General features: G+C 38.9%; 14 protein-coding genes and 1 pseudogene. 11 read left to right on the top strand and 4 right to left on the bottom strand.

Features of this window, described 5'->3' with window-relative positions; all coding sequences use genetic code 11:
* The first annotated feature begins 148 nt into the window (after positions 1-148).
* The 7 genes from J7338_RS00515 (at position 149) to J7338_RS00485 (ending at position 12,507) form a co-directional block, all read left to right on the top strand.
* Positions 149-2,773 carry a TonB-dependent receptor gene (locus J7338_RS00515; protein ID WP_210794586.1) on the top strand — a complete coding sequence of 875 codons (2,625 nt, stop codon included), beginning with the start codon at positions 149-151 and terminating at the stop codon, positions 2,771-2,773.
* A gap of 105 nt (positions 2,774-2,878) precedes the next feature.
* Positions 2,879-4,927, top strand: a complete 2,049-nt coding sequence (locus J7338_RS00510) for a S9 family peptidase (RefSeq protein WP_210794584.1) — start codon at positions 2,879-2,881, stop codon at positions 4,925-4,927.
* A gap of 184 nt (positions 4,928-5,111) precedes the next feature.
* On the top strand, positions 5,112-5,546 hold the full coding sequence (locus tag J7338_RS00505; RefSeq protein ID WP_210794582.1) for a hemerythrin domain-containing protein: 435 nt from the start codon (positions 5,112-5,114) through the stop codon (positions 5,544-5,546).
* A gap of 316 nt (positions 5,547-5,862) precedes the next feature.
* The gene (locus J7338_RS00500; protein ID WP_210794580.1) at positions 5,863-8,187 is read left to right on the top strand and encodes a TonB-dependent receptor domain-containing protein; all 2,325 of its coding nucleotides are present in this window, start codon (positions 5,863-5,865) and stop codon (positions 8,185-8,187) included.
* Positions 8,188-8,625: 438 nt separating this feature from the next.
* Positions 8,626-9,795 carry a response regulator gene (locus J7338_RS00495; protein ID WP_210794578.1) on the top strand — a complete coding sequence of 390 codons (1,170 nt, stop codon included), beginning with the start codon at positions 8,626-8,628 and terminating at the stop codon, positions 9,793-9,795.
* Positions 9,796-9,851: 56 nt separating this feature from the next.
* Positions 9,852-12,167, top strand: coding sequence for a PAS domain-containing hybrid sensor histidine kinase/response regulator (locus tag J7338_RS00490; RefSeq protein ID WP_210794576.1), 2,316 nt, complete (start codon positions 9,852-9,854; stop codon positions 12,165-12,167).
* Positions 12,157-12,507 (top strand): Hpt domain-containing protein, encoded by a 351-nt coding sequence (locus J7338_RS00485; RefSeq protein WP_210794575.1) that lies wholly within the window; start codon positions 12,157-12,159, stop codon positions 12,505-12,507. The genes J7338_RS00490 and J7338_RS00485 overlap by 11 nt, the downstream gene beginning before the upstream one ends.
* 79 nt (positions 12,508-12,586) lie before the next feature.
* Here the strand turns inward: J7338_RS00485 and J7338_RS00480 are convergent, their stop codons facing one another.
* Positions 12,587-13,006 carry a VOC family protein gene (locus tag J7338_RS00480; protein ID WP_210794573.1) on the bottom strand — a complete coding sequence of 140 codons (420 nt, stop codon included), beginning with the start codon at positions 13,004-13,006 and terminating at the stop codon, positions 12,587-12,589.
* A gap of 385 nt (positions 13,007-13,391) precedes the next feature.
* Here J7338_RS00480 and J7338_RS00475 point away from each other — a divergent pair, with 385 nt between their 5' ends.
* On the top strand, positions 13,392-13,874 hold the full coding sequence (locus J7338_RS00475) for a DUF3015 domain-containing protein (protein ID WP_210794571.1): 483 nt from the start codon (positions 13,392-13,394) through the stop codon (positions 13,872-13,874).
* A gap of 76 nt (positions 13,875-13,950) precedes the next feature.
* Positions 13,951-15,792 carry an Lnb N-terminal periplasmic domain-containing protein gene (locus J7338_RS00470; protein WP_210794569.1) on the top strand — a complete coding sequence of 614 codons (1,842 nt, stop codon included), beginning with the start codon at positions 13,951-13,953 and terminating at the stop codon, positions 15,790-15,792.
* Here the strand turns inward: J7338_RS00470 and J7338_RS00465 are convergent.
* Together J7338_RS00465 and J7338_RS00460 are read right to left on the bottom strand one after the other, a co-directional pair.
* Positions 15,789-16,613 carry a sterol desaturase family protein gene (locus tag J7338_RS00465; protein ID WP_210794567.1) on the bottom strand — a complete coding sequence of 275 codons (825 nt, stop codon included), beginning with the start codon at positions 16,611-16,613 and terminating at the stop codon, positions 15,789-15,791. The genes J7338_RS00470 and J7338_RS00465 overlap by 4 nt on opposite strands.
* Positions 16,603-17,052 (bottom strand): SRPBCC family protein, encoded by a 450-nt coding sequence (locus tag J7338_RS00460; RefSeq protein ID WP_210794565.1) that lies wholly within the window; start codon positions 17,050-17,052, stop codon positions 16,603-16,605. Before J7338_RS00460 ends, J7338_RS00465 begins: the two co-directional genes overlap by 11 nt.
* A gap of 96 nt (positions 17,053-17,148) precedes the next feature.
* Here J7338_RS00460 and J7338_RS00455 point away from each other — a divergent pair, with 96 nt between their 5' ends.
* Together J7338_RS00455 and J7338_RS00450 are read left to right on the top strand one after the other, a co-directional pair.
* Complete coding sequence (locus J7338_RS00455; RefSeq protein WP_210794563.1) at positions 17,149-18,147, top strand: AraC family transcriptional regulator; 999 nt, start codon at positions 17,149-17,151, stop codon at positions 18,145-18,147.
* A 28-nt stretch (positions 18,148-18,175) separates the two neighbouring features.
* Positions 18,176-18,340 (top strand): annotated as a pseudogene (locus J7338_RS00450) (miniconductance mechanosensitive channel); the annotation flags it as partial.
* 3 nt (positions 18,341-18,343) lie between these two features.
* On the opposite strand, the gene J7338_RS00445 reads toward J7338_RS00450, so the two are convergent.
* The gene (locus tag J7338_RS00445) at positions 18,344-19,228 is read right to left on the bottom strand and encodes a LysR family transcriptional regulator (protein WP_210794561.1); all 885 of its coding nucleotides are present in this window, start codon (positions 19,226-19,228) and stop codon (positions 18,344-18,346) included.
* Positions 19,229-19,336 lie beyond the last annotated feature (108 nt).

Here is a 19,336-nt window from a genome sequence, read left to right as displayed (position 1 = left end):
TTTACACACGTTAATCTATGGTTAAATTAGTCAAGAAAGCGTACTATAAGCAAATACGGTACATAGTAGCACACTCCATTTGTGTGTTCTTATTTTATAGGTAGTTATCACTGCTAGTTTTTCTCATGTTGTTCTAGTTGGGTTGAGTATGACAATAAAAATAAAAAAACTTGTTAACATAATGCTCATTGCCAGCGCATTCAATTCGCTTTACTCAAGTGCTAAAACACCCGCGGATACAGACCAAAACCAATTAGAAACAATTCAAATTAGGGGCTTTCATGACAGCGCTATCAAATCACTACGTGATAAGCGCGACAGCCAGTCAATCATAGAAGCCATCACCGCGCAAGATATCGGTAAATTCCCTGATAAAAATGTCGCAGAAGCACTGCAACGCATCACCGGCATTTCACTCTCGCGTGCCCAAGGGGAAGGGGAACGTGTGGGTGTGCGCGGCACCACGCCAGAACAAAATCGCACTTTTTTAAATGGGCAAGCAATTGCCTCTGCGGATTGGTGGATCTCAACCCAACCTAATCGTGGTTTTAATTACACATTGCTACCCGCTGATCTAGTATCTTCTTTAGAAGTATATAAAACCCCGCAAGCAGATCACAACGAAGGCTCATTAGGCGGCTCTGTTAATATTAAAACGCAACGACCTTTGCATACGCAAAGTAATCAGTTTGTTACTAATGCACAAGTGCAATACAATGATTTATCAGGTGAATTTGACCCACAGTTGGCCGTATTTTATAACTGGACTAACCTAGACAAAGACGTTGGCGCATTAGTTACCTTTACCCGTAATCAACGCTCATTACGTCGTGATGGGCTTGAGTCATGGGGTTGGCATGAACAAAACTTTCAACAAAACAACGATGGCAGTTTATCAGCGACAGACAGCGACACTGGCGATATTAAAAACGTTTGGACACCAGGTGGTGGTGGCTCAGCAATATTCCAGCAACAGCGAGTGTTAACCAGTGCCACCGCAAATTTTGAATACCAACCTAATTTAGATTGGAATATTCAACTGAATACTTTGTATTCAGTACTTAACGCTGATAACAGTAACCAAAACTTTTTATGGCAGCCCAGTAGTGTGTTTGCCCGTGGCGGTCATATCAGCGATGCGAAGATTATTGATAACACCCTCGCCTTTGCCCGCTACTCAACAGTCCCAGAACAAAACGCACAAAATTTACCATTTAGTACTGCCATGGAAGCTATTTGGCGAGAATCCGAAATAAGTACCAGCAGTGTGCATTTAATTGTTAGTCAGCAAGCACATCTTTGGCAAAACCAATACCAAATTGGTTTGACCAAAGGCGGTGGCGGTTCCAAGCAAGATCACACCTCACAATTTTCAGCCAATACCGCCTATACGGTTGATACCACTGAGCGTAAAAATATAATCGCCAACTATGATGTATCCCCGCTTGATGGACAGGCTTGGCAACTTACAGAAGCACGTAACGACAGCCAAGATTCAAACGATCAAGAGTTCTATTTGCAAGGTGATTTTGAACGCGCAATTGATCATTCTATTATCAGCGCTATAAAAGTTGGCGCAAAGTACCGCGATCATCAACGTGATTTTATTCGTTATCGTTCATTTAACGGCGCATTTGATGGCATAGCCCAACAACTTGATTGGACCTTAGCCGACTACCCGGCAACTTTCCCCAGTGGATTTTTATCCGAAATTGGCGATCAACACACTCTCAAAAATTACAGTTATGTCGATATCAACGCATTATCTACAGATTTTAAAACGATCGACTTTGTACAACAGGAAGAAAAAGCCAGCCGTTTTGATATTCAAGAACGCACAACTGCAGGTTATGTTAAATTAATGCTTGATGGCAATGATTACCGAGCAAACTTGGGGGTACGCGTTGTTAATACCGAGCAAGACGCCGGTGCTTATAAACGTATTGGCTCACCGGTTGAGCAACAACAAAGCTTTGTCTGGCAGCAGCATAACAAAAACTATGTCGATATATTGCCAAGTGCCAATATCAGCATTGATTTAAGTGAGGACTTAATTGCCCGAGTCAGTGCCGCGCGGGTTATGTCTCGTCCGCAGTACAATCATTTAATGCCATCAACTAATTACAATGTCACCCAAGCGCAAGGCCAAGGTGGCAACCCAGACTTAGACCCTTATCGCGCTAATCAATTTGATCTAAGCGTTGAATGGTACTTTGATGATGCCGCGCTGCTCTCTGTGGCATTGTTTAACAAAGACGTTGAATCCTTTGTCGAATTTAAACGCACTATTGAGCGACACGAAGGCATTGATATGACCATTGACAGGCCAATCAATGGCAGCGGCGGTACTATCAGAGGGGTAGAAATTGGCTATCAACAAGAGCTTATATATGGTTTTGGTTTGATCACTAACTATACCTTTGTCGATGGCGATCGCACTGATAGCATTTCAGGGCGTGATAACTATGTACCTGGCACTTCAAAACACACAATAAATTTAACCAGTTACTATGAAAATGACTGGTTAAGTTCGCGTTTGGCCTACAACTATCGTACTCATTTTGCCACCGGTGTAGGAGAGACCATGATGGATGACTTTGGACAACTTGACGGCAGCATTACCTTCAAACTATCTGACAAGCTTGACTTTGTAATTGAAGCAATCAATCTCACCGATGAAATCACTTACCTGTATGAGCGCAATGAATATGCGCCAACAGGTATTTACCAAAATGGTCGACGCTTCTATTTTGGCGTACGTTACAGTCATTAATCGTTAACGCTTGCGTATTAGCCGCATATTTTAACATTTAAGGTACGTGCTGTTATAATCCTTCGATAATTAAAACAAGTGAATAAAACAAGCGAAGGAAAAATCATGCTAAAAACTAGCTTAGCACTGGCCATTGGGCTTTCAAGCTCATTGGCGGTTGCTGCCACATCGTTAACCGTTGAAGATATTCCAAAAATTCAATCTGTGCTACAAACCAGTATCAGCCCTGATGGCGAGACTGTGGCATTTACCCGCTCTGTACCACGTGAATTATACGTAGATGAAAATGGCACGAATTACAGCGAGCTTTATGTTGTTGATGATGAAGGTGTTGAGCGGCCTTTCATTACCGGCTCTGTAAGTATCAAGAGTATTCAATGGTCAAACGACAGTAAAACCATTTATTTTTTAGCTAAGTTAGAAGACGACAAGTTTACTGCTTTATACCAAATTCCGGTTGATGGTGGTCAAGCGCAAAAAGTGCTATCGCTAAAAGACACATCTATTTCAAGCTATCAATTAAGCCCTAATAACAAGCAACTTACTATTTTAGCTATGCCAGCGGCTGATAAGTCTGAAAAAGAACTGAAAAAACTCGGTTTTATGGCAGAAGTATACGAGCTAGGCTTAAAGAATAAACAACTGTTTATTGTTGATTTAGCCAAAGCTGACAAGCCATTAACTCCGCAAGCCCTGAATGTTGCCAATTACGTCAGCGACGTTAACTGGGCAGCACAAGGCGACAAATTATTAGTTAAAACTCAGCCTACGGCACTGATTGACGATAAATACACTAAATCACAATGGCATTTATTTGATATTGCCAGCAACCAAGTAACCATGTCATTTGCCACTGAAGGTAAACTTAATGGCGCTGAGTTATCTCATGATGGCCGTTATATCGCAATTTGGGGTGCAGAAGATAAACACGATCCAGCCGCTGGCCGCTTATTTTTAGCGGATACAAAAACCGGTGAAGTAACAGACTGGTTACCTGATTTTATGGGTCATATCGTTGATTTTGAATGGTCTAATAAACGTAATACACTAAACTTTATTGCCAATGTTGGTACGCAAAGCTTTGTAGCGAATATTAAAGCTGGTTCAAACAAATACAAGAAGCTAATTAAAGAAGGTGAATTTATAGCTTCAAACCTGAGCATTTCAGATTCAGATAAAACCATAGCACTGCGCGGCAACACAGCGAAGCACCCAAATGAAGTATTTATTATTCGTGGTTCTAAAGCACAACGTTTAACCGATTCAAACTCATGGTTGAATGACAAACGTTTTGCGAAGCAACAAACTATTTCACTTAAAGCCCGTGACGGTGTAGAGATTGATGGGGTACTGGTTTACCCGCTTGATTACAGCGAAGGCACACGTTATCCATTAATTATGTCTGTGCACGGCGGTCCTGAAAGCCATGATAAAGATGGCTGGGTAACTAACTATTCTCGTCCTGGGCAAATGGGTGCCGCACGCGGCTATGCAATGTTTTACCCTAACTATCGCGGCTCTACCGGTAAAGGTGTGGATTACTCTAAACTAGGCCAAAACGATTACGCTGGTAAAGAGTTTGATGATCTAGTTGATTTTAAAGATCATCTTGTTGAAATAGGCTTAGTTGATGCAAAACGTGTTGGCATCACCGGTGGTTCATACGGCGGCTATGCCTCAGCCTGGGGTGCAACAAAACTAACTGAACACTTTGCAGCGAGTGTTATGTTTGTAGGCATAACTAATCAACTTTCAAAGTTTGGTACGACTGATATTTCCAATGAAATGAACCTCGTACATGCCCGCTCTTACCCATGGGATAAATGGCAGTGGTATCTAGAGCGCAGCCCTATTTACTGGGCTGGTCAATCAAAAACACCATTGCTTATTATGCACGGTAAAGATGATCCTCGCGTACACCCAGCACAATCAATGGAACTTTACCGTTATATGAAAGTACAAGGCAAAGATGTACGCCTTGTATACTATCCTGGTGAAGGACACGGTAACCGTAAAGTAGCTGCACAATATGATTACAGCTTACGTCTAATGCGTTGGATGGATAATTACTTAATTGATGGCAACAAAGATATGCCAGCATTTGAGATTGACCACGCAGCTAAGCTAAAAGCGGTTAAAGACGCAAACAAGTAATACTTAATCTGACTTATCCAAGGCCAGCCACAGTGTTGGCCTTTTTCATTTTAACCTGTAACTTTTACATTGTTTTTATATCCTCTTGCGATTCGCTTTTTCAATTTCAATATAAAACAATGCCTTAAAACATGGCTCGCCACTTGCTTCTGTTAACTGTAAATAGGTTAAGCAAGGATAAATCATGAATATTTTTGAAGCACTACGTAACGATCACGATAAACAACGTTCACTGGTTGATGCACTTATTGAAACACATGGAGATTCACCGAATCGTCAATCGCTTATGGATAACTTAAAACATGAGCTAGAAGAGCATGCCAAGTTTGAAGAGCGTTATTTTTATAACCCTTTAATGTTTGATGATTTAACTCACGAAAAAGCCCGTCATGGGATAGCCGAACATCATGAGCTTGACGAGTTAATTGAACAACTTGAAGAAACCAATATGAGTTCACCTGCTTGGTTAGTTACCGCGAAGAAACTTCATCACTTGGTGCATCATCATCTTGCGGAAGAAGAACATGAAATATTTCAACTGGCTGGAAAAGCGCTAACCGAAGCGCAAAAACAAAGCTTAGCCGAAGAATATAACGACGCAATGAATGAAGCATCTTAGAAGCTTTGGTTATAGAGACACTTTGATCGTCCCCTCTTTAACACGCAGCTTAGGCAGCGTGTTTTTCTAATTAAACATTATTGCTACTAAGTGACAAGCCCAGCATCCCCTTGCTGGGCTTGTCATTTTCGTACTGTACAACAGTATTCGCCCCCCCATACAAACAGCTACTAGACATTACATTAATATGAATATTATTCACTAAATGTAAATACTCCCACCTACACAATTGAACATACAACTGATAATTGTTATCATGCCGACCTCGGTTGCTAATTAGATTTATAATCTTTATTCTTTTCATGAAGGAAGTACAATGAAATCCCGCCCACTTTATTTGGCCTCGCTGATCAGTGCATTATTAACATCTACACCACTTATTGCTGATGATAACAGCGCTGAAAATATGGAAGTTATGGTTGTTACCGCATCTGGTTACGAACAAAAATTAATTGATGCCCCTGCGAGTGTCTCGGTTGTTTCTCGCGAAGATCTTCAAAATAAGCCATTTAATAGTCTTGCAGATGCACTTCGTGATATCGAAGGTATCGATGTAGGAGAAGGACAAGATAAAAACGGCAATATCAGCATTACTATGCGTGGCCTACCTGCTAGCTACACCTTAGTGTTAATTGATGGCCGTCGTCAAAGTGATGTAGGTAACATCGGACCAAATAATTTTGGCAATAGCCAATTTATGTATATGCCACCACTTGAAGCAATTGAACGCATTGAGGTTGTACGTGGGCCCATGTCTACGTTATACGGTGCAGATGCCATTGGTGGTGTTATTAATATCATCACTCGTAAAAACCTTGATACCACACATGGTAGCGTGACTGTAAGCAGCAATATTCAAACTGACGACCAGTACGGTAACGATAACAAAATCGACCTATATTTAACCGGTCCAAGCGGCATTGAAGGGTTAACATATGGTATTCGTGGTAGCTTCTATGACCGCCAAGAAAGTAAGCCTACCTACAGTGAAAATTTACCACTACCAGATGGCAGCATCTGGGTTGATGACGGCAGCTTTGGCGATAAAAAAATTGTTGCAGCACGTAACTGGAATGCGGGCGCAACAATAAACTACCTAATAAATAAACAAAACGAAATTACCTTTGAGTACGATGTAGCCAAACAGCGCTACGATAACACCGAAGGTCAAACCGGTACGTTAGACAGCCCAGTCAGTTTATGGCGTGTTCGTGATGGTATTGTCCAACCTCGCGTAGGGTATACTCCTTATCAACGTGTTGAGCGTGAACAATTTGTACTCGCCCATGTTGGGCGCTATGACGCTGGCACGCTTACCAGCAGCATCACTCAAAGTAGCAGCGAAAACTTTGGCCGTTCATTACCGCTTAATGTACAAGAGCGTCTAGGTGTGCAAGCCATTTGGGATCAGGCTGTGCAAGATCAAGGCAGCAAAAAACCAAAATTAACAGATGCAATTTACGCGCAACTTGATACGGCTTTTTTACCTCGTCCAATGCGGACACTCAAACTTGATAACTTAATTATTGATACTAAGTTTGAATCAAATATTGATAACCACTACTTTGTAGTTGGCGCACAATATTTTGATGCCGAAATGGAAGATGGTGTATTTGGTATGTACGGAGATGGTTTCCGTGAAGGGACAACTCAAAGCCACCGCCAAACCGCTATTTTCGCAGAAGATAACTGGGAAATAACTCCTGATCTAACTGCGACTTTCGGCGCTCGTTATGATCACCATAATATTTTTGGCTCACAAGTTAGTCCTCGTGCATATTTAGCCTATTCTCCTGCCGATGAATGGACGTTTAAAGGTGGTGTTAGCACAGGTTATAAAACCCCAGAGCCAAACCAGTTATTCCCAGGGATCACCGGTTTTGGTGGCCAAGGTACGCGCCCTTTCGTGGGCACACCAGACTTACAGCCAGAGACCAGTGTAAACTACGAAATGGCCGCTTACTTTAATGGCAGTGATAGTTTCAGCGGTAATGTAACGGTGTTTTACAATGATTTTAAAGACAAAATCATTAACCAAGATAACTTACCAAACTGTGAAGTGGCCATTAGTGACGAACCTTGCGTTGAGATTGGCGCAGGTTGGGCTGGCATTGGCAGCACCTCGTTCAGACAAGCAGCTAACGTTGATAAATCAGCAACTCGTGGTGTTGAAGTAGCTGCTAACTGGCAAATTATCGACCGCTTAGCACTGCGCGGTAACTTTACTTACACCGACAGCGAAGTAAAAAGTGGCCGTGATGAAGGCTTACCGCTCGTTAATACACCTAAAAATATGTATAACTTAACGCTTGCATGGCAACCATTAGATGATTTAAGTGTTTCACTTATTTCTGAAATCCGCAGTGATCGTTATCGAGGGACTGCTAATGTGTCTGGCCCACAAGGCCCTGAAACACAAAAGCTCTACTACAAAGCCTATGATTTATATCATCTGGCTGCGAGTTATAAAATTAATGATAGCCTAGCATTAAATGCCCGTATTAATAATCTGCTGGATGACGACTTATCAAGCCGCACTTGTTTGTTAGTCACATCACAAGAAGAATATGAATGTACCTCAGATTATAACACCACACAAAAAGCACGTAGTTTTTGGGTATCTATGAGCTATAGCTTTTAACCGATAAATAATAAACAAAGCCCAGTAATCATACTGGGCTTTTTAGTATTACGATTTAACCCTGCCTTTATACTTCATCAGCCAACACATACTCAGGAATATGTCACGTTTCACATTGACGAATATAGCTTTAATCTCCTTTATGCAAATCGCCATCATATACCAAAACACAAAAGCATTTTTTGGGACTTATAAACACTGTATTAATAGCCTAAATGGGTTAAACAATTAACCAGTAAAGGGAGTCTAGTATTAATAAATTTAAGGACTTAGCACGCACCATAAGTTGCCTCTCAATAAATAGTAGCAACAATAAAAGTGCCCGCTAGCATGTTTAATAAAATTTAGTACAAGTTATAAAAAGCGACTACTATTTTATGAGTCTCAAATAATTGAACGCCTAAATGCTGATACAGTAAAACATGAAGGTAATAGCCAATGAGTAAAGAAATAGAACATGTTGAACGTCACCCTAAAGTTATTTTACTTTGTGATAAAGTAGAGGATTTAAGTGGTGTGGCTGAGTTAATTTCATCACAAGTCGATGCTTTTAGGACACTTAATCATTTTGAAGAGATACAAAAAATATTAGTTGACTCACTGCCTTTAGTAATTATTATTGCCATGTCAAACGTCAAACGTAGCATTGAATTATACAGTAAACTAGCAAAACAAAGTCTCCTTGATTACCCCCATGAAAATATTTTATTGTGTGAAAATAAAGAGTCTGGTATCGCTTTTCGCTGTTGTATGAAGGGTATTTTCAACGATTACTTTGTTTATAAGCCCATGTATGAAAACTATCGGCTGCGAATGATTTTAAATAATGCCTTAGTAAATAGTAAAAAAAACAATGATATCAAAAATCTAACGGATGAACATTTTGGCCATATTGATGCTGATGTTAAACAATTACTTGATGACGCAGCGCAATATCAAAACAGCACTAAACAAAAATTACACTCCGTTAGAAGTGATTTAGCCAAACAACAAGGAATCAATGAAGCCCAAACAGCGCTGATTGATGAACTTAGAGAAAAGTATATCGCGCCATTACTTAACGAATTAGAGTCCCAACTCAACTCCTCTGTTACTGAATTGATAGATAAGCTTAAAGATAAACAGCATTCACTTTCACATACATCTGAACTATTAAAACAAAGCACTGCACCTAACCACCGTAATTTAGCACCACCACTAAACGAAATAAATTTGGAACCTAGCCAAGAACAGCCACTACAAAAAATACAATCAAAAATTATGGTTGTCGAAGATAACGACATTTACCGCAATATCATTGGTCAAATTTTAATTGATGAGGGCTATCACGTTAACTGTGTCGCAACCGGACTTGAAGCTATAAAAATATTACGTAAAGAAAAATATGATTTAGTTTTTATGGACCTTTTCATGCCTGATTTGGATGGCTACAATACCACTCGGAATATCCGCAATATACCTAACTGTAAAGAAGTACCTATCATCGCGTTGACCAGTAATAAAAATAAAGATTTAATAAAAAAATGGGCAAGTTTAGGATTAGCCGCCTACATCACTAAACCCTCAACTAAACTTTCTATTTTAAAAGCAATCGAGAAATGTTCTTGAGTTAACTTTTCAGAGCATTTTTAACAACTAATAATACTCAAACGGTAGGTACAAACATGGAGCTAGAACTAACCAGCACGGCGGCTTTAATTGTCACTCATGAATTTATTATTTTAGCTCATAACAAAGCCGCCTCCATACTCTTAACCGGTAAATCAAGCTCACTTAAAAATCAGCATATAGAAAATTTTTTGACCTTTTCTTCACCTCAATGTGACGAACTATTTAATAGCGATATAAGTAACAGTTTTACCGCCACCACATTAAAGCAGCGATTAACTTTTTTAATGTTACCATACCAGCAAACCACACAGTTGCTACTTGTAACAGACTCTGCCCCCACACCAAATACTAACAATGATTACGATCATCAATTTGATAAAAGCCGTGAATTAGCTCTTAAAGCGGGCCGAATTGGTACTTGGCAAGCGATTTTAACTGCAACTGGCTGGTCATTCTCTTGGGATCAGCAAACAGCTGAAATGTTAGACAAAGTCATTCCTACAGATAATATGAACCTCAATGATTGGACTTGCACTATTCACCCACTTGATGTTGATGACGTTGTTTCAGCACTTCAACATTGTGCAGAAACTGGCAGCAATTTTGAACGTGAGTACCGTTATATTCTCAAAGATCAGAGCTTAGTTTATATTTATGCTAAAGGTGTAGTGCGCAATAGCACAGTTTCTCAAGCGGTGTGTATTGATGGTGTAATAATTGATCATTCCTCAGTATATGAAGCTAGAATGCGTTTGCAAGAATCAAATTTACAACTTGAGGCAGAAGTCAAATCTCGAACTAAAGAATTGCACCAAGCTGTAAAGCATGCCGAGATGGCCAGCCAATCAAAATCTGAATTCTTATCTATGATGAGCCATGAGTTACGCACGCCAATGAATGCGATTATTGGCGCACTCGACCTCCTAGCACTGCAGAATAATAGCTTTGAAGAACAAGATTTACTTGATACTGCCGCTATTGCTGCAAATAATCTGGTATCAATTTTAAATGATATTCTGGACATCAATAAAATTGAAGCCGGTAAGTTAGAGCTAGACTGCTACGATTTTGACATTTCTGAAACACTTCATAATATCGCTATTCTTTGTGCCCCCATTGCGCATCAAAAAGGACTTGTATTAACTATTGCTGAGACCTCCAGTCTACCAGCGCAGATTAATGGCGATGGTAACCGGATCCGACAAATACTTTTTAATTTGGTCAGTAATGCGATTAAGTTCACTGGAAATTGTAAAAATAAAATAGGGAAAGTGATAATTCATGTGGAATGCGTTCAAATTAATCAGCTAGTTAGCAAGCTTATCATGAAAGTTGTCGATAATGGTATTGGCATAGATAAAGACACCCAAAAGAAATTGTTTACACCATTCACTCAAGCCGACAAGAGCACTACACGACGCTTTGGAGGCACGGGGCTAGGATTGGCTATTTGCGGGCGACTCATAGACTTAATGGGAGGAGAAATTTTAGTTACCAGCGAGCTTGGCCTAGGCAGTGAGTTTAAGGTCGGTGTACCTACATGGAATTTCAAAACTCGTGAAGCCGAGTATTTATTCGAGGCCGCAACCTTATACCACAATAAAAACAATGAACTGCAAACGACTATCATTAGCGAAAAACTTGCATTCTATATAAAAACTATTACTTTTTGCCATATCGGTGATGCTGTTGATAGTAGCTCTGAGCATCTATCAATCTTCGTCATAACATCTTTGCATGACATCCAATTAATAAAACCTGCCGCCCTACCAAATAATGACCAACTAATTCTTTATGAACACACTATCCAGAAAAATTTAAAACAACTATTAACAAATACCCCCAGCTTAGAGATTGCAACAGTAACATTCTTTAATATAAAAAAGTGCCTATCTCTTTTAGCTAACCAACAGCCATATAATATTCAAGCAGCAGACTTTGACCTTAACCTAGACAACGACGATGCGGTAAATTATGACAATATTTCTGAAAATAGCCGCCCAATTTTGTTAGTTGAAGACAACCCATTTAACCAAAAGTTAATGCTTAAACAGCTTGCTAAGCTTGGATATCAATGTGAATTAGCAAACGATGGTGCACAAGGACTGAAAATGTGGCAAATAGGTCATTACGCTTTAATTTTAACCGACTGCCATATGCCTGTTATGGATGGCTTTGCCATGACCAAGCAAATTAGAGCAAGAGAAGGGCAACAAGATACCTCTCATATCCCTATTATTGCTGTCACAGGAGCAGCTATGAAAGGTGATCATGAACATTGTTTATCTATTGGTATGTCTGATTTTATTAGCAAACCAATTACCTTAGATAAATTTAAACTAACAATTGAGAAATGGTATGAAAACTGAACAACTACAAATAATTAATAAAGACACAATAAAACAATTGATCGGTGATAACAGTCATGAAATTGACTCTTTTTATCAGCAATTTTTACAACAAGCCAAAACTAGCCTAAAAAAGCTAGCAGACTATTATCAACAAAGTGCTTTTAACGAACTGAGAAATGAAGCTCATTACCTTAAAACATCTGCAACAGCAGTGGGTGCAGAACGCTGTTCCTACTGTTTACAACAATTAGAATTCTCATCGCATGCATTAGATAAAGAGCAATGTAAAACGCACCTTCAATCACTAAGTCACGCAATAAAAGAGGTGTTTTATGCTCTTAGTCACCAAAGTAACTAGGTCATTAATTTCAATTATCAGCACAAATGTAAAGTTAATTTATAAGCATGAGCTAGCAAACATGGCTAGCTCAGCTATATTAATTTTTTTTAAATAGTACCTGTGGGTTAACCATGGTTTTCATTTCTAAAACATTGCCGTTTGGATCTTCAATAAAAAACGTTTCTTGTTCAAATTCATTGCCAACAAAACGACGGTATGGCTTATCTAAATATTCAAGACCTGCGTCTGCAATACGCTTTTTTAATGCTTGAAATTGATCTTCTGATAAGTGAATGCCAAAGTGAGGAACTGCCACCGCGCCCATATCTACATCATGACGAACAGTTGGTAAGCGCTCTACGCTTTGATGAAGCGTTAACTCGTTACCCCAAAAATCAATGTCTACCCATCGCCCTGCTTCACTATTGCCCGTTTTACAGCCAAGTACGCCGCAATAAAATGTTTTCGCTTTTTCGAGATCACCAGCAGGAACTGCCAAGTGCAAACAGTTGGACATAAATTACCTTTACTAATAACTTTTAACATATGAAATATGCTGTATTATACATAAACTGCAATTTATATAACATTAACAGCATTACTTTTAGTAATTAATTGCATACCACCAAAGCTAAAACCAATACACTACTGGGGAATTTCTACTATTTCTGCTACTAGCGCTGCGCTCACAACCGCTAAATAAAAGTATTCTAATAAAGAGCAATCCGTTCGCTCTTTGTCGTTTAATAACTAATATAAATATAAAACTATTAATAACCCTAAACCGCCTACGCTATAATAATTTCATATCTAGCCTTGTTATTTTTTACGTGTATCTGTTAATATCCTCCGCGAACTTTATTTGCCCTAAATAAAGAATAATCATATACGGATTTATGGACATGAAAAAACTAATCGCAGTAGCAGCTCTATCTTTACTTCCTTTCTCAAATGCAATGGCTGACCAAGATATTGGTTGTGGTCTTGGTTCAATGTTATTTGCTGGTCAGCAAGGTAAAGGCGTGAAAATTTTAGGCGCTACAACTAACGGTACATCAGGTAACCAAACTTTTGGTATCACTTTTGGTACTCTAGGTTGTGATGGTACTGGTACAGTAACCTCTTCAGAAAAAATTGCTTTATTCATCGACGGTAACATGGAGCAACTTGCTCGTGATATGTCAAAAGGTGAAGGCGAAACTTTAGCTACTCTAGCTGAAGCTTGGGGCGTTGCAGATCAAGATAAAGCAGCGTTTAATGCGCTAGCTCAAGCACAGTATTCTGCAGTATTCACTTCTGAAAATGTGACTTCACAAACAGTTTTAGAAAACCTAAACACTGTAATTGCAAGTGATGCAAAACTTGCTTCTTATACTCTTTCTTAATCAGCTAAATTAGCCGGTTTTTATACGTATAAATAAAGCCGCTGGGGTTTATCTCTAGCGGCTTTTATTAGTGATTATGAAAAAAATATTATTTGTTTTACTAATTGCACTGTTCAGTGCTTACTCAAACGCTAAAAGTATTGAAATTAATACATTAGCAACAGATCCATACTGGCTTAAACTGGGTCACTATCGCCCGACGACGTTAGGTGGTTGGAAAAGTGAAGTAGACAGTGTTAAGTTTTTTTTATCCCCTAAAGGAAAAGTAAGCCCAAAGGATGAGCTCAATACCACTATTAACGCATTTAATGGCGATAATAGTCTCCCTCAACAAACACAACAAACTCGGTGCCAATTTCCTGCACGTTACACGTGGCTTAAAACAAAAATAAAAAATAACTGGCCAGAACTTAATTGCCCAGAGCTACAAGCTTGGCAAAAAATTATAAACCCTAAGGGCGTTACTTTAGTCTTTCCAACTGCATTTATGAATAGTCCATCATCAATGTTTGGCCATACCTTGTTACGTATTGATGCAAAGGATCAAACTCGGCATAAAGAATTACTCGCATTTGCCGTTAATTTTGCAGCAGAGCCAGATGGTTCTGATAATGCTGCAATGTATGCATTAAAAGGCTTAATTGGTAGCTATCCGGGCAAATTTTCACTGATGCCGTATTATAAAAAAGTACGCGAGTATAATGATTTAGAATCTCGTGATATTTGGGAATACAAACTTAATTTATCCGAGGAGCAAGTTAAGCTTATTTTATTACACCTATGGGAGCTACAATTAGCCACATTTGATTACTTTTTTGTAGATGAAAACTGCTCTTATCAGCTGCTCGCATTATTACAACTTGCAAAAGACGATCTCAATTTAACATCCTCATTTGACTTACAAGCCATTCCATCTGATACCGTTGCGGTACTTAGAAATAATAACTTGTTACAAACACCTAATTATCGTCCTGCGTTTGGTACTAAACTGTATCATTATTCTACTCAAATGACTGACGAGCAACTTAGTGACGCAAGAGCCCTTATGCAAGGTGGATCACTCAATACCCGTAACTATTGCGAATCACAATTGGTCGCTATATTAGAAATGGCCTATGAGTGGTTAAATTTTGAGTTTTACGATAAAAATTTAAACCGTGAAGAAATTGCCCCTCGACTTGCTAAGTTACTCCTCATGCGTAGCAAATATAAAATAGCTTCGCCATTTAGCAAACCAAGTCGACCTGCGGCCTCTCCAGAGCAAGGTCATGGTTCTTCTAAAATAACGCTAGCAAGAACCCATTATAATCAACAAAGTGATTTAACAAGTTTTGCATATCGCCTCGCATACCATGACTTACTAGATACCTCTGCTGGGTTTATTCCTGGTGCTCAAATTAGCTTTTTTGATATTGAAGGCGCTATAAAAGACAACGGTAACACTCAGCTAGAACATTTTTATCTATTAGATGCAATGTCACTTGCACCCGATAACCGGATTTTTGATAGCTGGTCATGGAACCTTAAAATGGGCTTTGATCGACAGCCAAATAATGACTTTCAGCAAGGCCGCTGGTTTACTAAAGGTGGCTATGGAAAATCAATCGGCAACCCAAACACCCTTCATGGCTATTTATTAGCACAAGTTGAGTTTAACAATGGCGATATAACGGATAAGTTAACAACGGGGGTTGGCACAGAAGCTGGTGTTATTTGGCAAATCAATAATAGTCATAAGCTTGCCCTTACAACAAATATAATATGGCTTGTCGATGCAGACGTAGATAATCACGCTGATCTAACATTAAAATGGAATTACGCTTTGTCGCGAAATTTATCTATACGCACAGAGCTAAAAAACCAGCGATGGTATACAAGCAGTACGTCGGCTAAACTAGCCATTCAATATTACTTTTAATCACTGGGTTTTACGGAGCTTGTTGGGTAGCCAAACAGCACGTTTAACTTGGCTTTTAACCCTTTAGCTTGGTAGGTACTTTTAAATAAATACTGCCACTGATGAAAGGTAATTTTAATCGGGTTATTACTGTTTAGTTGACCAATAATGCCGTATTTACAAGGCTTGTTTTCATTTTCTTCGACGTAAGTGCCAAATAATTTATCCCAAATAATTAAAACACCAGCGAAGTTTTTATCTAAGTAGCCATTATTTATAGCGTGGTGCACCCGATGATGCGATGGGGTATTAAATAATGCTTCAAACCAACCGAGCTTTTTTACCACTTGCGTGTGTACAAAAAATTGATAAGCCAAATTAAGTGCCACCACAGCAAAAACAATCACAGGCTCAAAGCCTATTAATATCATCGGCAACCAAAATAGCCACATTCCCGCCAGCGGATACATTAAACTTTGCCTAAATGCCGTGGTAAAGTTCATTTTAGTAGAACTATGATGCACTACATGAGCGGCCCATAACCAATGAATATGGTGTGATGCACGATGAAACCAATAGTATAAAAAGTCTTGCAGTAAAAAAGCGCCTAATACAGTAAATAGCGTCAATTCAATATCAAATAGCCGAAACTGATACAACCAATAAAAAAACGGCATTAATAATAATAACGCAATGGCATCAGCTCCTTGATGTAATAAAGCAAGTAACGCGTTGGCTAAGCTATCTTTTATATCGTAATAGCGCCTAAATTTTATAAGCTCAATACCAACAAATAGCAAAAAAATAGGGCTCAGTGCCAATAAAATAATTTCAATGCTCATGGCGTTTCTCCTGAAAATAGCAGGCTATTTTTTTAAGTGCTTGGCTAACATCTTTTTTTATAAAAAAAACCAGTATAAAGTCGGGTAACCACAAAGGCGCAATACAATGAATGTGGTAGCTGATCTCGGTGAGTGATGGCTGAGCATTATTGGCTTTTAAATAAATATCACCACGATGCTGTGCAACAGGTTTATCCCCTAAAATGCGGTAACAAATGTGGCTATTATCAGCGGTTATTATTTGCTCTTTAAATGTTGTACCTTGCACTTTTATTTGTCTAATGGTGCCTTTTCCGCCACTTATTTCACCCGAGTCTTGCGGTGTTAACACACTAAACTGCGCATTAAAAAAGCGCCCTAAATCAGCATGCGCTAATAATAAGGTACGTAATTGTTCAGGCGTTGCTGCCACACTATGTTTAACATTTATCTCAATCATTGTGTGCCCCATATTATTTTTATAGATCTCTAGCATATAAAAATATTGCATGGCAAACTTGCGATTAGATGACTATTTTTTAGCTTTAGGCGACAAATGAAAACCTTAGCCGATCATTACTTTTGTAGCTGTTTGGATTACCTTGAAGCCAGAGGCTTAGCTAGCCATGAGGTTTTAAATGCAATTGAATTTAACGAGTATACCAATAAACAAACACAACAATTAGCGCCACGTATTAGCTTAAACAGTTATAACACGCTACTAAATTATGCAAAAGAAGCCCTTAATGAGCCTCTTTTTGGCTTTAAACTTGGCCAGCAAATACGCACTGCTGATTTTGGTGTTTTAGGGTATTTAATTGAATCCAGTACAAACTTAGCCAGTGCCATTACTGCACTACTCAGTTACGACCGCTTAGTGGCTGATATAGGGCAAGCTAAATTTGAACAGCATCAAACACTGGCTAAGGTTAAATGGCTCGCCGATCCGCAGTGTAGCTCTGACGTTATTTTACGTAATATGACCGCATGGGTAAGCGTAGTACGCCAACTACTGAACCCTGAACTTTCGCCTAGCTGCGTTTACTTTTCAAAAGTATATTCAAGCACTGAACAACAGATGTTAGCAAATTGGTTTAACTGCCCAATAAAAACCAATGCTCAATATAACCAGATAGAGTTTCCAACTAGTTACTTAACTTTGCCATTTAAAACCGACAATATGCAAATCAATTTAGTGCTAAAACAAATGTCGGAGCAACAACTATCCCAGTTTAAAAGCCAACAACAATTAACAGGAAAAATTAATAATATCTTAATGGCTAAAAATGATTTACAAAAGTGTACGTTAATTCGCACCGCAAGCGCGTTAAATATGACCCCAAGAACATTACAACGTCGTTTAAAACAAGAGCATAAAACCTTTGCAGCGCTACTTGAAGCAGAACGAAAACGACGTTTATCACTTTATATTAATCAATACCCTTTAAACACAATTGCATTTATGTTGGGTTTTAACGACCAAAGCTCATTCAATCGTGCTTTTAAACGCTGGTATAACATCAACCCTCGCGACTATATAAAAAATACTCTCTGACTTAGTAAATCAGCATCATTTGAAAAATGGCTTACCAATTGAAATTTATGCATTTACCAATACAACTAATTGGGGTGAGTATGAAAATATTCAGTCAGATATATTTGACCATATTTTAGCGATATTACCCGCCTTTTCGTTACGTGCCCATGAGGCACCGACAGGGAACGATATTCGTCAACTCATTAAATAATCACTAAATCCGTTTTAATTGTGCTATTAACCACTGGTGAATATCGCTGTTATTTGAACGTGGATGCCATGCAGCAATCACCTTAAATGGCGGTGGTAATAATTCAACTTCAAGCTGTTTCACTTTGGCGTTTGGCAGTAAACGCGATGGGTAAAAAGCAATTAAGTCAGTACTGCAAAGCAAATCGGGGACAAATGAAAAGCCAGGCACTGACATTACAATATTGCGCGCATAGCCCTTATCAGCAAACCATTGGTCGTGAGAGCCTCGTAGGTTAGCCCGTGACGCTGAAACCACTAATTGAGGGTGTGCCGCCACTTCAGCAAGGCTCAATGTCGATGAAGAAAACATAGTGTCTTTACCTGCAATACAAATATGTTGTTCTTCAAATAGTGTGTCATAGATTAAGTTTGCAGGGATAAATTCAGGAAAACTAATTAATAAATCCAGCTCTCCTGCACTTATTAATTGATTAACATTATCAGAGGCAAAGTCACGAATAATCAGCTTTAATCCTGGCGCTTCGCGTCTTGTTATTTCTAATAATTGTGGCAAAAGAGCCGCTATAGCGTAATCAGTCGCACTTATTGTAAATACGCCCTTGTAACTACTTGGGGTAAATTGTTTAGGTATTAATAACGCTTCTACCTGAATTAATATTTGATTAACGGGCTTCTCTAGTGCAATTGCCTTAGGTGTTGCAACCATTGTATTGCCTTGGCGAATAAAAAGCCGATCGTCAAATAAGTCACGCAATTTTCGCAGCTGCTCACTAATAGCCTGCTGGGTTAAGCCCATTTTGCGCGCCACATCCGACACATTTTTTAGTTTAAGTAATGCACTCAATATTCGTAATTGTTTTATATCAAGCCGAGATATACCATTCATAATTGTATCTTAAACAAAAAATCATTGTTTCAAATTGTACCTTTTAATCCCTATGCTCACCAGCATTGTAATTGGCACTAAACAGCATTATTAATTTAAAAGGTATTA

Source organism: Pseudoalteromonas ostreae (assembly GCF_018069805.1).
Taxonomy (GTDB): Bacteria; Pseudomonadota; Gammaproteobacteria; order Enterobacterales; family Alteromonadaceae; genus Pseudoalteromonas; species Pseudoalteromonas ostreae.
This window is presented reverse-complemented; position numbering and strand designations above follow the sequence as displayed.